Annotated in this window: 10 protein-coding genes; 7 read left to right on the top strand and 3 right to left on the bottom strand. The window is 71.4% G+C overall.

Translation table 11 applies throughout. The features are described 5' to 3' along the window. Window positions 1-509: 509 nt before the first annotated feature. Window positions 510-1355: an aldo/keto reductase gene (locus ACSJD1_RS17440; RefSeq protein ID WP_438856554.1), complete on the bottom strand. Its 846-nt coding sequence runs from the start codon at window positions 1353-1355 to the stop codon at window positions 510-512. 132 nt (window positions 1356-1487) lie between these two features. Between ACSJD1_RS17440 and hrpA the strand changes: the two genes are divergently transcribed. Then, window positions 1488-5534, top strand: coding sequence for an ATP-dependent RNA helicase HrpA (hrpA, locus tag ACSJD1_RS17435; protein ID WP_438856553.1), 4047 nt, complete (start codon window positions 1488-1490; stop codon window positions 5532-5534). On the opposite strand, the gene ACSJD1_RS17430 is transcribed toward hrpA, so the two are convergent. Beyond that, entirely contained in the window at window positions 5524-6027 is a 504-nt protein-coding gene (locus ACSJD1_RS17430) for an SRPBCC domain-containing protein (protein ID WP_438856552.1), read from the bottom strand. The genes hrpA and ACSJD1_RS17430 overlap by 11 nt on opposite strands. After that, the gene (locus ACSJD1_RS17425; RefSeq protein ID WP_438856551.1) at window positions 6024-6359 is read right to left on the bottom strand and encodes an ArsR/SmtB family transcription factor; all 336 of its coding nucleotides are present in this window, start codon (window positions 6357-6359) and stop codon (window positions 6024-6026) included. The genes ACSJD1_RS17430 and ACSJD1_RS17425 overlap by 4 nt, the downstream gene beginning before the upstream one ends. A 95-nt stretch (window positions 6360-6454) precedes the next feature. On the opposite strand from ACSJD1_RS17425, the gene ACSJD1_RS17420 reads away from it, so the two are divergent. The 6 genes from ACSJD1_RS17420 (at window position 6455) to ACSJD1_RS17395 (ending at window position 13909) form a co-directional block, all read left to right on the top strand. Next, on the top strand, window positions 6455-7663 hold the full coding sequence (locus tag ACSJD1_RS17420) for an MFS transporter (protein WP_438856550.1): 1209 nt from the start codon (window positions 6455-6457) through the stop codon (window positions 7661-7663). A gap of 43 nt (window positions 7664-7706) precedes the next feature. Further along, window positions 7707-8537, top strand: coding sequence for an aldo/keto reductase (locus ACSJD1_RS17415; protein WP_438856549.1), 831 nt, complete (start codon window positions 7707-7709; stop codon window positions 8535-8537). Window positions 8538-8588: 51 nt separating this feature from the next. Then, window positions 8589-10148, top strand: coding sequence for a phytoene desaturase family protein (gene crtI / locus ACSJD1_RS17410; RefSeq protein WP_438856548.1), 1560 nt, complete (start codon window positions 8589-8591; stop codon window positions 10146-10148). Then, window positions 10145-11617, top strand: a complete 1473-nt coding sequence (locus ACSJD1_RS17405; protein ID WP_438856547.1) for a carotenoid oxygenase family protein — start codon at window positions 10145-10147, stop codon at window positions 11615-11617. Before crtI ends, ACSJD1_RS17405 begins: the two co-directional genes overlap by 4 nt. Before the next feature lie 135 nt (window positions 11618-11752). After that, window positions 11753-12733 (top strand): DUF4349 domain-containing protein, encoded by a 981-nt coding sequence (locus ACSJD1_RS17400; RefSeq protein WP_438856546.1) that lies wholly within the window; start codon window positions 11753-11755, stop codon window positions 12731-12733. 9 nt (window positions 12734-12742) lie between these two features. Further along, on the top strand, window positions 12743-13909 hold the full coding sequence (locus ACSJD1_RS17395) for an acyl-CoA dehydrogenase family protein (protein WP_438856545.1): 1167 nt from the start codon (window positions 12743-12745) through the stop codon (window positions 13907-13909). Window positions 13910-13936 lie beyond the last annotated feature (27 nt).

The raw sequence follows: 13936 nt of genomic DNA, 5'->3' as shown, positions 1-13936 counted from the left end.
AACTGACTCAAAAAATCAAATTGTCCATCAATCAAAGGAATCCCATCCACCGAAGTGAAACGGGGTTCAAAAATTGGCATTGAACATAGTGCACGCTGTTGAGTTCTCAAGGAACGGACGCACCCGAGTTCCGGCCTCACGACCTGCCCTCAGGGCAACTTCCCTACTGTACCACGCGCTCCTGTGGATCCGATCCATCCGGCCGAGCCGGAGTCACGGACCCGATCGACGGACAGCGCTCGGGCTGTCGCGTTCGAAGAGGTGTGGAATCGTCATCTTAGGCTTGAAGCAACCGAGTCGCAATGGAGCGCCTTCGAGGCTGTTTGGCTAAGACCTGTCCGCTTCGCCGGCGGCTTTCGCTCCCGGCCGCCGCGGCGACGGGTTCAACCATAGGCAGCGCCGGCCCGCGATCACAAATCGGCCACGGATCCCGCGCGTGTCGCGGCATCCGCTCGTCCACCTCGGGGGTCCGGCCTCCCGGCCGAACCCCCGATCAGCGGAAGGATCGCTCAGCCGAAGTGCTGCGGATCGGGGCCGAGGCGACCGGCGCGCTCGACCGCCGTGATCCGCTCCATCTCGCCGCCGGAGAGCTCGAAGTCGAAGACATCGAAGTTCTCGGACATTCGCTCGCGGCGGTTGGACTTCGGGAACACGATGAAGCCGCTCTGCAGGTGCCATCGGATCACCACCTGCGCGGCCGACTTCCCGTGCGCCTCCGCGGCCTCGACGACCTCGGGCAGTTCGAGGAGCGGGTACTTGCCCTGTCCGAGCGGCCCCCACGACTCGATCGCGATGCCGTGCTCGGCGGCGAACTCGGTCGTCTCCGGCTGCTGGTGCGCCGGGTGGAGTTCGATCTGGTCGACGGCCGGCACCACGTCGGTCTCGTCGAGCAGGCGCTGGAGGTGCGGAACCATGAAGTTCGAGACGCCGATCGATCGGGCGCGACCCGACTCGCGGATCCGCTCGAGTGCGCGCCACGACTCGACGTATCGGTCCTGCGCCGGCACCGGCCAATGGATCAGGTAGAGGTCGACGTAGTCGAGCCCGAGCCGCTCGAGGCTGCCCTCGAACGCGTCGAACGCCGACTGCGTGCCCTGGTCGTCGTTCCAGAGCTTGGTCGTCACGTACAACTCCTCGCGCGGCAGGCCGGCTGCGGCGACGGCGCGACCGACGCCCTCCTCGTTGCCGTAGATGCGAGCGGTGTCGAGGTGCCGGTACCCCACCTCGAGCGCGTCGGCCACGACGCGCTCGGTCTCGGCGGGGTCGACCTTGAACACGCCGAATCCCAGCTGCGGGATCGAGTGTCCGTCGTTGAGTCGCACGCGGGGAACCGGATTGGTCGGGATCTGGGTCATACCGACATGCAACACGGATCGCGTCCGACTTCCATCCCCTGTTCGCCGGGCGCGAACCCGGCGCGCCGTCCCGCGCGGGGATCGTCGGACTCCCGCGGAAGGACGACCTGGGCGCCGCTAGGATGGAGGGCTATGCCCGCGCCCGTCCCCGCCACGATCACGTACCCGGCCGACCTGCCGGTCAGTGGTCGACGCGACGACATCGCACGCGCCATCCGGGATCACCAGGTCGTCATCGTCGCGGGTGCGACCGGCTCGGGCAAGACCACCCAGCTTCCGAAGATCTGCCTCGAACTGGGGCGCGAGTCGATCGCGCACACGCAGCCGCGTCGCATCGCGGCACGGACGATCGCCGAGCGGGTCTCAGAGGAGCTCGGCGTCGAACTCGGCGACCTCGTCGGCTACCAGGTGCGCTTCACCGATCGCGTGAGCGAGGCCACGCGCATCAAGGTGATGACCGACGGCATCCTCCTGAACGAGATCCACCGCGACCGCGACCTGCGCCGCTACGACACGATCATCATCGACGAGGCGCACGAGCGCAGCCTAAACATCGACTTCCTGCTCGGCTACCTCAAGCGCCTCCTCCCCCGGCGGCCCGACCTGCGCGTGATCATCACGAGCGCGACGATCGACCCCGAGAGCTTCGCCGCGCACTTCGCGGATGCCGCGGGCGAGCCGGCCCCGATCATCGAGGTGTCGGGGCGCACCTACCCGGTCGAGGTCCGGTATCGCCCCCTCGTCGCGGAGTCCGCCGGATCGGGCTCGAACGATGGCGACGACGACGAGGGCGCGGCCGCCGAGGATCGCGACATCCAGCGCGGCATCCTCGACGCCCTGGACGAGCTCGGGCGCGAGGCATCCGGCGACGTCCTTGTGTTCCTCTCGGGCGAGAGCGAGATCCGCGACGCCGAGGCCGCGGTGCGGGCGCACGCAGCGCGTCGCGGTGCGGCCGACGTCACCGAGGTGCTCCCGCTCTACGGGCGCCTGTCCTCGGCCGACCAGCACCGGGTGTTCGAAACGTCGAAGGTCGCGGGGCTGCGCCGGCGCGTCGTGCTCGCGACCAACGTCGCCGAGACCAGCCTCACCGTCCCCGGCATCCGCTACGTCGTCGACGCGGGAACCGCCCGCATCAGCCGGTACTCGGTCCGATCGAAGGTGCAGCGGCTCCCGATCGAGCCGATCTCGCAGGCGTCGGCGAACCAGCGATCGGGCCGTTCCGGCCGCACGAGCGACGGCATCGCCATCCGCCTGTACTCCGAGGACGACTTCGACAAGCGTCCCGAGTTCACCGATCCGGAGATCCTGCGCACGAACCTCGCCGCGGTGATCCTGCAGATGGCATCCCTCGGCCTCGGCGCGATCGAGGACTTCCCGTTCCTGACGCCGCCCGACGCCCGCGGCATCCGCGACGGCGTCGACCTGTTGCGCGAACTCGGTGCCATCGACGAGGCGGATGCCGCGGCCGGCCCGCAGCTGACTCGCATCGGCCGTCAGCTCGCACGCCTTCCGATCGAGCCGAGGTTCGCGCGCATGGTGCTCGAGTCGAAGGCGCAGGGCGTGAGCCGAGAGGTGCTCGCGATCGTCGCGGGCCTCACGATCCAGGACCCGCGCGAACGGCCACTCGAGCGCCGCGAGCAGGCCGACGACATGCATCGCCGCTTCGTCGACCCCACCAGCGACTTCCTCACGCTGCTGAACCTCTGGAACCACCTGGAGGAGCAGCAGCGCGAACTCTCCGGCAGCGCATTCCGCCGGATGTGCCGGAGCGAGTACCTCAACTACCTGCGCGTGCGCGAGTGGCAGGACCTCTACCGCCAACTCGTGCGCCTGGCGAAGCCGCTCGGCCTGCACGTCGCGAAGGAGCCCGGTGCGCCGAACCCCGACGGCATCCACCGCTCGCTCCTGGCCGGGCTGCTCTCGCAGATCGGCATCCGCGACGACAGCAGGACGTCGACCGGGCGCGGCGGCGCCGCGACCCAGCGCGAGGCCGAGCGACGCGGGCGCCGCCAGCAGGCCGAGTTCGCGGGAGCCCGCAACACCCGGTTCGTCGTCTTCCCGGGCTCCGCCCTGGCGAAGAAGCCACCGGCGGCGATCATGGCGGCCGAACTCGTCGAGACGAGTCGGCTGTTCGCGCGCACGGCGGCGGCGATCGATCCGGCCTGGGCCGAGCAGCTCGCCGGACCGCTCGCGAAGCGCTCGTACTCGTCGCCGCGCTGGGAACGTCGGCAGGGTTCGGCGGTCGCCGATGAGAAGGTGCTGCTGTTCGGCGTCCCGATCATCCCGAAGCGGCGCATCCAGCTCGCCCGGGTCGATGCCGCCCTCGCGCGCGAGCTGTTCGTCCGGCACGCGCTGGTCGATGAGGACTGGGACTGGAACCGGCTCGACAAGCGGGTCTTCGGCTTCGTCCGTCGCAATCGCGAGCTGCGTCGCCAACTCGGCGAGCTCGAGGAGCGGACCCGGCGCCGCGACGTGCTCGCGGGCGACGAGGCGGTCGTCGCCTTCTACGAGCAGCGACTTCCGGCCGATGCCACGGACGCGCGCGCGTTCGAGCGCTGGTGGCGCGGCGAGCATCGTACGCACCCCGACCTGCTCACCATGACCAGGTCCGACCTCCTCGGCGACGACCAGGTGGCGACCGACGGCGGACTCCCCGACCGCTGGCGCCAGGGGGACCAGACCCTGACGCTCCGCTACCGGTTCGAGCCGGGCGCCGACGACGACGGCGTGACGGTGCAGGTACCGCTCGTCCTGCTCCCGCGGCTCGAGCCGACCGGGTTCGACTGGCAGGTGCCCGGCTTCCGCGACGAGCTCATCACCGCGATGCTCCGCACGCTCCCGAAGGTGCTGCGCCGCCAGGTGGTGCCTGCCGCCGAGTGGGCCGCGAAGATCGCCGCGGAGCTGCCGGAGGGACCGGAATCCGGCCAAGCCCGCGACTCGTTCGCGGCGACGGTCGCGGGCGTGATCAAGGGGCTCACGTACGCGCCGGTGACGGCGGAGGACTTCGACCTCGATCGAGTGCCGCCGCACCTGCGCGTGACCTTCCGCGCGGTCGACGAACGCGGACGCGGCGCGGGCGACGACAAGGACCTCGGCGCGCTGCAGGCGCGCCTGGCCGAGCGCGCCAGCCGGGCGGTCGCCTCGACGTTCGCGGGCGGTCCGGGCGGCGTGGGTGGCGGACGTGCAGCGGATCTCGCCGGCCCGACGTCCGGCGCAGGGGCGCCCGGCGGGGGGCGGGGCCGCGGTCAGGCGAGCGGCGCGACGCGACCGGGCGGCCGAAGCGGTGGGCCCGCGTCACCCGGCCCGTCCTTCGCCGAGCGCTCCGGGCTGACCGCGTGGGACTGGGACGACCTCCCCGCCCACGTCGACACGCGACAGGCCGGCAACGTCGTGCGCGCCTACCCGGCACTCGTCGACGAGGGCGGATCCGTGGCGCTGCGCCTGGTCCCGACCGAGGAGGAGCGCGATCGCGCGACCCGCCGCGGCATCCGTCGCCTGCTGATCCTCGCGACGCCGACCCCCGTGGCCTACGTGCAGGAGCACCTGTCGAACCAGGAGAAGCTCGCACTCGCCTCGAGCTCGTACGCCGGGCCGCGCGCCCTGCTCGACGACTGCCTCGGTGCCGTCGTCGACGCGGAGCTCCGCGCCCGGCACTCCGACGGACTCGTCCGTACGCGCGCCGAGTTCGAGGCCGTGCGCGACGCGGTCTCGGCGAGCGTGATGGACCGCATGTTCGAGATCGTCGGGCTCGTCTCGAGGATCCTCGTCGCGGCGCGCGAGGCCGACCGCGCGATCTCGAAGGCGTCGAGCCTGCAGCTCATGTCGGCGCTCGCCGACGCCCGCTCGCAGCTCGAGGCGCTCGTGCCGTCGGGATTCGTCTCGGCGACCGGACTCGATCGCCTCCGGCACCTGCCGCGGTACCTCGAGGCGGTCACGGTGCGCGTTCGTCGCATGCAGGAGAACCCCGGACGCGATCGCCAGCTGCAGACCGAGTTCGACCAGGCGCGCATTGCCTACGAGAAGGCGGGCGGGGCGTTCCCGATCGACCCCGATGCCGACGGTCGGCTCGTCCGCGTGCGGTGGATGCTCGAGGAGCTCCGCGTCGGGCTCTTCGCGCAGGAGCTGCGCACCGCCGAGACGGTCTCGGTCAAGCGCATCGTCAAGGCGCTCAGCGAGTGAGCGAGGCGAGCCGCTCGGCGTAGGCCGGCTCGAGCTCGTCGTGGCGCGCTGCCCATCGGGCGCGGTCCTTCGGCGCATCCGGGTCGGCGAGGTGCCACGCGAGGCTCTCGAGGTAGGCGTGCCAGCCGGGGCCGTAGTCGGGTCGGGTGACGTGCTCGTGCCTGAGGCTCAGCCGCGTGCGGTCGCCCTCGGGCTCGAGTCGCACCGTGAGTCGCGTCGGCGCCTCGCCGACCACGGTCCACGTGGTCGTGAAGCCGTGCGGGCGGTCGCACGAGACGACCTCGCCGTCGCAGTAGACGTCGCCGTCGCGCGTGAACACCTGCCACCGCCCGCCGAGCCGGAGGTCCCCGCGGTAGTCCGCCATCCACCGCACGAGGCGCTCCCGCGTCGTGATCGCCTCCCACAGGTCGTCGGGATCGGTGTCGTACACCTCGTCGAACTCGAGCCGGAAGCCGGGCTCGTCGGGGAAGATCTCGCCGGTCACGGCCATCATTCGTCCTTCCGTCGAGCACGCGCACCGCGTGCGATCTCGGTGTGCAGCGCGTCGAGTCGCTGCGGCCAGAGGCGCCGATAGCGTTCGAGGTCAGCGGATGCCTCGTCGAGACCCGTCGGCTCGAGCGCGTAGATGCGTCGCGCGCCCTCGGCGCGGACCGTCGCGAACCCCTGCTCCCGGAGGATCCGGAGGTGCCTCGACACGGCCGGCTGCGTGATGCCGAACTCGCCCGCGACGACGTCGACCACGGAACCCGCCGGCCGCTCGCCGTCGGCCAGCAGGTCGAGGATGCGGCGGCGCACCGGGTCGCCCAGGACGTCGAACGCGTGCACGACGCCATCCTATCACTGCGCCTTTATATATGGACAGGTTGATGCGATCGGGGTTCGCGGGCGGGCGGCATCCGCGTCGATAGGATCGAGCCACCGTGGCCGGCTACACAGATCTCCTCAAGACCAAGGGCGTCGCACGCATCATCGCCGCCCAGCTGACCGCACGATTCCCGTCCGGCATGCTCTCGCTCGCGTTCCTGCTGCACGTCGAGCAGCAGACGGGTTCGTACGGCGCTGCCGGACTCGTCCTCGCCGCCACCTCGATCGGGCAGGCGATCGCCGGTCCCCTGACGAGCCGGCTCATGGGCCGGTTCGGCATGCGACCGGTGCTCATCACGACGCTCGTCGTGTGCGTGGCATCCGTCGTCGCCATCGGCGTGCTGCCGCTCACGGTGCCGCTGTACATGGCGATCGGCCTCGTCTGCGGGCTCTCGACGCCGCCCGTCCAGCCGGCCGTCCGCACGATCTACCCGAAGATGGTCAACTCCCGACAGCTCACGCCGTTGTTCTCGCTCGACGCGTCGGCGCAGGAGATCATCTGGGTCGTCGGCCCGGTCGTCACGACCGTCGTCTCGACGCAGATCGGCACCGTATGGGGCATCCTCCTCGCCGCGGCGCTCATGGTCGTCGGCGGCATCTGGTTCATCTCCTCGCCCGAGCTGGGTCGCGTGCGCATCCCCCGTTCGAAGCGGGCGTTCGGCAAGGTGCTCACGCGCCCGCCCGTCATGCTCGCCACGATCGTCGGCTTCCTCCTCATCGGCGCGTGCGCCGCGATCGAGGCCGGCGTGGTCGCGGCGTTCGGCCACGACGGCGCCGAGGCCGGCATCGTGCTCGCGATCTTCTCGATCGGCAGCCTCGCGGGCGGCCTCGGGCTCGGGCACGTCCCGATCGGCCCGTGGTCGACGGCCCGTCGCATGTTCATCGTGTTCGCCGGCACCGCGCTCGCGGCCTTCTCGATGGACTTCTGGTGGCTCGCCGCGACGCTCTTCATCGCGGGCATCGGCATCGCGCCGGCCCTCGCGGTGCTCTTCGCGATCGTGTCGGCGAGCGTGAAGTTCTCCGACACGGCCGAGGCGTACGGATGGGTCGGCACGGGCCAGCTCATCGGCGCCGCGCTCGGCTCGGCGCTCGCGGGCTTCCTCATCGACGGGTACGACGCCGTCGGCGCCTTCTGGGCCGCGACCGTGCTCGCCTTCCTCGGCTTCCTCGTGCCGGCGCTCGCCCGACGATGGCACCCCGACCTGCGAGGTCGCGACGCGAGCCCCATCCCCGACACCGAACCGGTCGCGATCACGCCGAGCTGACGAGGCTCGACGCCGACGCGATCCAGAGACGAAAGGCGAACGGATGCCGCATCCGCCCCTCGCACCCATGATCCCCCTCGCCGACGGCCGGGCCGTCCCCCAGGTCGGCTACGGAATGTACAAGGTGCCGGCGTCGGAGGCCACCCGGCTCGCGCTCAGCGCGATCGAGCTCGGCTATCGGCACCTCGACACCGCGGCCCTCTACGGCAACGAGGCCGAGGCCGGCGCGGCCGTCCGCGAGTCCGGGGTGCCACGCGAGGAGCTCTTCGTCACCAGCAAGGTCTGGAACGACGACCACGGCTACGACGAGACGCTCCGCGCGTTCGATGCGGCCATGGACCGCTTCGGGCTCGACCGGCTCGACCTCTTCCTCATCCACTGGCCGGTGCCGTCGCGCGTCCGGTACGTCGACACTTGGCGGGCGCTGGTGCGCCTCCGCGACGAGGGCCGCACGACCTCGATCGGCGTCTCGAACTTCCACGCGCACCACGTCGAGCGGATCATCGACGAGACCGGCGTCGCGCCGGTCGTGAACCAGGTCGAACTGCACCCGTGGCTGCCCCAGCGCGAGCTGCGGGCGTTCCACGATCGGGTCGGCATCCGCACCGAGGCCTGGTCGCCGCTCGCGCGCGGGCGACTCCTCGGCGACCCCGTGCTCGAGCCGATCGCCCGCAAGCACGGTCGCTCGGTCGCACAGGTCGTCCTCGCCTGGCACGTCGCGCAGGGCACGATCGTGATCCCGAAGGCGTCCAGTCCGGAACGCATCGCCGAGAACCTCGACGTGTTCTCGTTCGAGCTGGACGAGGCGGATGTCGCCGCCATCGCGACCCTCGAGAACGGGGAGCGCACGGGCCGCGACCCCGACGACGACTGATCCATCGAACGATGGACGGCGCCGCGCATGCACGGCGATTATCGTGACCGGATGCGGGCGATCGTCATCGGGAGCGGGTTCGGGGGCCTCGCTGCGGCGATCCGCCTGGCGGCGGACGGCCATGAGGTGACCGTCGTCGAGAAGCGGGATCGCATCGGCGGGCGGGCGTACCTGTACGAGCTCGACGGGTTCCGCTTCGATGCCGGACCGACGGTGATCACGGCGCCGTTCATGTTCGAGGAGCTGTTCGCCCTGGCGGGCGAACGGCTCGAGGACCACGTGCGCCTGGTGCCGCTCGACCCGTTCTACCGCGCCTTCGACCAGGACGGGCGACCGTTCGACTTCCACGCCGACCCGGCCGAACTGGCGTCGGAGGTGGCCGGTCGCAGCCCGTCCGACGCCCGCGGGTACGCGCGCCTCACGCAGCGCATCAGCCGCATCTTCGACGCCTTCTACCCGTACACCGAGCGTCCCATGATGCAGCTGCACGTGATGCTGCGGATGCTCCCGTTCCTCCTGCGTCATCGCGCCGCCCTCGGCGTCCAGCACCTCGTCGACGGGTGCATCCGGGACCCGTTCCTCCGTCGCGCGCTCGCCTTCCACCCGCTGCTGATCGGCGGGCACCCGGCGCGCACGCCGGCCCTGTACTCCCTCATCGTCGAGTTCGAGCGGCGGTGGGGCGTGCACTACGCGGTCGGCGGGACCGCCGCGATCGTCGACGCCCTCGGATCGCTCCTGGAACGCCTCGGGGGCCGGATCGAGTGCGGCGTCGCCGTCGACCGGGTCCTCGTGCGCTCCGGTCGGGTCGATGGGGTGCGGCTCGAGGACGGCACGATTCGGCATGCCGACGTCGTCGTCTCCAACGCGGATCCGGCCTACACGCACGACCGGCTGCTCGGTGGATCCCGTCGTCTCGGCGGAGCGGGGCTCCGGACGGCGAGACCGAGCATGTCGCTGCACGTGCTGTACTTCGGCGCAGACCGGACGTGGCCGTCGACGCCGCTCGCGCATCACAACCTGCTGCTCGCGGGCGACTCCCGTCGCGTGCTCGACCCCGTGTTCGCGCCCTCTCGGAAGGCGCGGGCGAACGCGCGGCGACCGCTGAGCGCCGACGACCTCTTCCTCTACGTGCACGTCCCCACGCGCACGGATGCCTCCGTCGCTCCGGAGGGCTGCGAGGCACTGTACGTCCTCGTGGCCGCACCGCCGCTCGACGACGGCGAGAGGGTGCCCGAGGAGACGGTCCGACGCATCCGCGACCTCGTCGTCGACGTGCTCGACCGGAGGTACCTGCCCGGCCTCGCCTCCCACCTCACCGTGGAGCACGCGATCGGTCCGGATCACTTCCGCGATGTGCTGAACACCCCGCACGGCGCAGCGTTCTCGCTGCAGCCGACGCTCTTCCAGTCGGGCTGGTTCCGCCCGCACAATCGATCCCCACTGGTCGACGGTCTCTACCTCGTCGGCGCGGGCACGCACCCAGGGGCCGGCATCCCGGCCGTGCTCGCCTCGGGCAAGATCGCCGCGGACCTGATCCTTCGGCGCGGCGCCGGCCGCCGCCCCCGCCGGACGACGGCGGACGACGCCACGGCGAGCGCGGGCATCCGATGACGGCGAACCATGCGATCCACGGCTTCGGCGCGAGCCCCGAGGTCGCGATCGACGACCTCCCGGTCCGTGGCCGACTCCCCGACTGGCTCACCGGTTCGCTGCTGCGCAACGGCCCGGGCACGTTCCAGGTCGGGGCGCAGCGGTACCGCCACTGGTTCGACGGCCTCGCGATGCTGCACCGATTCACCATCGACCGTGGTCGCGTCTCGTACGCCAACCGGTTCCTCGAGACCGGGGCCTACCGCGCAGCGCGCGATGAGGGCCGGATCGCCTACCCCGAATTCGCGACCGACCCGTGCCGATCGCTCTTCGCGCGGGCCATGGCGGTCTTCGATCCCCAGGTCACCGACAGTGCGAAGGTCAACATCGCCCGGATCGCCGAGCACTACCTCGCCCTCGCGGAGACGCCGATCCAGGTGGAGTTCGACCCCGATACGCTCCGCACCGTCGGCGTGGCCGGATGGGACCGCTCGGACTTCGGACGGATGACCACCGTCCATCCGCACCTCGACGAGGCGCGGCACGAGGCGATCAACCTCGTCACCCGGTACGGTGCCGTGAGCAGCTACGTCTTCCGCCGCGTCGACACGCGCGATGCAGCGCTGCTGAATGGCGCGACGATCGCCTCGCGCCCGGTGGGCGAGCCGTCCTACATCCACTCGTTCGGCATGTCGTCGCGCCACCTCGTGCTCGTCGAGTTCCCACTCGTCGTCAATCCGCTCTCCCTGCTGCTGTGGTTGCGCCCGTACATCGAGAACTTCCGGTGGAAGCCGGTGCGCGGCACCCGCATCCACGTGTTCGACCGCGCCACCGGCCGGCTCGTGCGATCGGCCACCGCCGACCCGTTCTTCGCGTTCCACCACGTCAACGCCCACGACGACGAGGACGGCAGCGTCGTCATCGACCTCGTCGCCTACGACGACGCGTCCGTCATCGAGTCGTTCTACCTGCACCGGCTCTCCGAACCCGACGTCGAGATCCCGCCCGGAACCCTCCGTCGCCTTCGCGTGCCGCTCACCGGACCGAAGCGCCGCCTCCGCGCCGAGGTGATCTCCCCGACGAGCCTCGAGCTGCCGAACATCGACTACGCGAGGCGCAACACCAGCGCCGACCTGCGGTACGTCTACGGCGTCGGGGTGCGGAGCGGACGAGGGTTCTACGACCGCCTCGTGAAGATCGACCTCGCCGACGGGACCTCCGCGGACTGGCACGAGGCGGACTGCTTCCCCGGGGAGGGCGTCTTCGTCGGTCGACCGGGTCGGTCCGCCGAGGACGACGGGGTGGTGATGTCCGTGGTGCTGGACGCCGCTCGCGGCACGTCGTTCCTGCTCGTGCTCGACGCGGCCTCGTTCGCCGAGGTCGCCCGAGCCGAGCTCCCGCACCCGGTGCTGCTCGGCTACCACGGCCAGTTCTACGGCGAGGCCTCGGAGCATCCGGAGGCACCGGAGGCCATCCCGGGGCGCGGCTGACGCGGTGTCGTTTCGGCCCGGGCCGCGGCCTCCCCTGCATGGCCTCCGCGCTCACAGCGTGCCGCAACCGGATCGTGACCCGACTTGCAGCCCGCATCCAGACATCGGATCCGGGCACCGGGCTACGGTGACCGCATGACCAGCCGAGGAATCCGATTCGCAGGGCTCGTCGCCCTCTCCGCGCTCCTCCTCACGGGCTGCAGCATGGGCTCGGGGGGCTCCGACAGCGGGACGTCGGAGCCCGACGTCGGAATGGAGGCGCCTGCCGAGGGCGGGGTCGCGCCGCGCGACGAGCAGCCCTTCACGGAAGACGAGCAGGCCGGCACCATCGACGAGGATCGGAGCGTCATCACGACGGGCTGGCTGGCGATCACCGTCGACGACCCGATCGACTCCGCGGCCGAGGTCGCCGCGCTGGTCGGCGGCGCGGGTGGACGCGTCGACACCCGCAACGAGACGCCCGGCACCGACACGCAGCAGGCCCGCGCCACGCTCGTCGTGCGGATTCCCGCCGATCGCTTCGATGAGGTCCTCGCCGACCTGCGCGAGCTCGGTCGCGTGGACTCGCTCCAGCTCGACGGCTCCGACGTGACCCAGCAGCGGAAGGACCTCGACTCGAGGATCTCGTCGCTGCAGACCTCCGTCGACCGGCTCCGCTCGCTCATCACGCAGGCCGACGACGTCGGCGACCTCATCGCGATCGAATCGGAGCTCACCACCCGCCAGACGGAGCTCGACGCGCTCACGACCCAGCGCGACTGGCTCGCCGACCAGGTCGACTACTCGACGCTGACGGTGGAGCTGCTCACCGAGGGCCTCGCGCCGCAGGCCGGCCCGAACGACTTCTGGAGCGGCGTGGCCGCCGGATGGAACGCGCTCGTCGGGTTCGTCTCCGGGCTCCTCGTCGTGATCGGCGTCATGCTCCCGTGGCTCGCGCTGCTCGCGGTGATCGCCGCGATCGTGGTCGGGATCATCGTGTTCGCGACTCGCGGCGGGCGCGGGCCGTGCGGAGGCGACGGAGGGACCGATGCCCCCGGTGCCCGGGCCGCAGCGGGCCCGCCGGGCGCGGCCGACGCCCCGCAGGGCGCCGGGACCGGGGCCGACCACCCGGCGTAGGCTGGCGCCGTGACCGCCGACACGACCCCGGAATCCCTGCTCGACGACGACCTGCTCAGCCGGCTCCGCGAACGGGCGGCCGGCTACGACCGCGAGAACGCGTTCTTCGCCGAGGACCTCGCCGAACTCGCGGACCGGGGCTACCTCGGGGCGCTCGTGCCCGCCGAGCTCGGCGGCCTCGGTTGGAGCCTCGCCGACGTCGTGCGGGCGCAGTCGAGGCTGGCGACCGCGGCCCCGGCGACGGCCCTCGGCGTGAACATGCACCTGGTCTGGACCGGCGTCGCGCGAATCCTGCACGACCGCGGCGACGACGCGCTCGACTTCGTCCTGTCCGAGGCGGCCGCCGGCGAGGTCTTCGCCTTCGGCATCAGCGAGATCGGCAACGACCTCATGCTCTTCGGCTCGGGCACCGTCGCCGATCCGCAGGCCGACGGGAGCGTTCGCTACACCGGCCGCAAGATCTTCACCTCGCTCTCGCCCGCATGGACCCGGCTCGGGGTGCACGGTCTCGACACGGCGTCCGCCGACGGCCCGAAGCTCGTGTACGGCTTCATCGACCGCGAGGACCCCGACGTCCGAACCCTCGACGACTGGGACACGATCGGCATGCGCGCCACGCAGAGCCGCACCACCGTGCTCGACGGCGCCGTCGCGGCACCTGACCGCATCGTGCGCCGTCTCGACCCGGGCCCCAACCCCGATCCGTTCGTGTTCGCGATCTTCGCGTGCTTCGAGCTGTTCCTCAGCGCCGTCTACGCCGGACTCGCCGAGCGTGCGCTCGCCCTCGCGGTCGAGGCCGCGCGCTCGCGGACCTCCGCCCGGACCGGCCTGCCCCGCTCCGAGGACCCCGGCGTCCGCCGGCGGATCGCCGAGGCCGCGCTCGCACTCGACGCCGTGGCGCCCCAGCTCGTCGGGCTCGCGAACGACGTCACCGGCGGCACCGACCACGGCGCCTTCTGGTTCGCGAAGCTCTCCGGCGTGAAGGTGCGCACCGTCCAGACCGCGCGCGACGTGGTCGACGCCGCCGTCCGTGTCGCCGGCGGCGCGACCTACTTCGCCGGGAACGAGCTCGGACGACTCCAACGCGACGTGCTGGCCGGCGTCTTCCACCCCTCGAGCGACGATGCCGCGCTGAACACGATCGCGAACGCCTGGCTCGGACCGGTGCAGGACTGAGGACCCCGCGCGGGGCTCCGCCCGTCG

The organism is Agromyces excoecariae, assembly GCF_051715505.1.
GTDB lineage: Bacteria > Actinomycetota > Actinomycetes > Actinomycetales > Microbacteriaceae > Agromyces.
Note: the sequence above shows the minus strand (reverse complement) of the source record. Positions and strands in the feature narration are given on the sequence as shown.

What these genes read in the sequence shown, in the direction of transcription:
- ACSJD1_RS17440 (WP_438856554.1), bottom strand. Translation starts at nt 1,355, where the DNA reads ATGACCCAGATCCCGACCAATCCGGTTCCCCGCGTGCGACTCAACGAC.
- hrpA (WP_438856553.1), top strand. Translation starts at nt 1,488, where the DNA reads ATGCCCGCGCCCGTCCCCGCCACGATCACGTACCCGGCCGACCTGCCG.
- ACSJD1_RS17430 (WP_438856552.1), bottom strand. Translation starts at nt 6,027, where the DNA reads ATGATGGCCGTGACCGGCGAGATCTTCCCCGACGAGCCCGGCTTCCGG.
- ACSJD1_RS17415 (WP_438856549.1), top strand. Translation starts at nt 7,707, where the DNA reads ATGCCGCATCCGCCCCTCGCACCCATGATCCCCCTCGCCGACGGCCGG.
- crtI (WP_438856548.1), top strand. Translation starts at nt 8,589, where the DNA reads ATGCGGGCGATCGTCATCGGGAGCGGGTTCGGGGGCCTCGCTGCGGCG.
- ACSJD1_RS17405 (WP_438856547.1), top strand. Translation starts at nt 10,145, where the DNA reads ATGACGGCGAACCATGCGATCCACGGCTTCGGCGCGAGCCCCGAGGTC.
- ACSJD1_RS17400 (WP_438856546.1), top strand. Translation starts at nt 11,753, where the DNA reads ATGACCAGCCGAGGAATCCGATTCGCAGGGCTCGTCGCCCTCTCCGCG.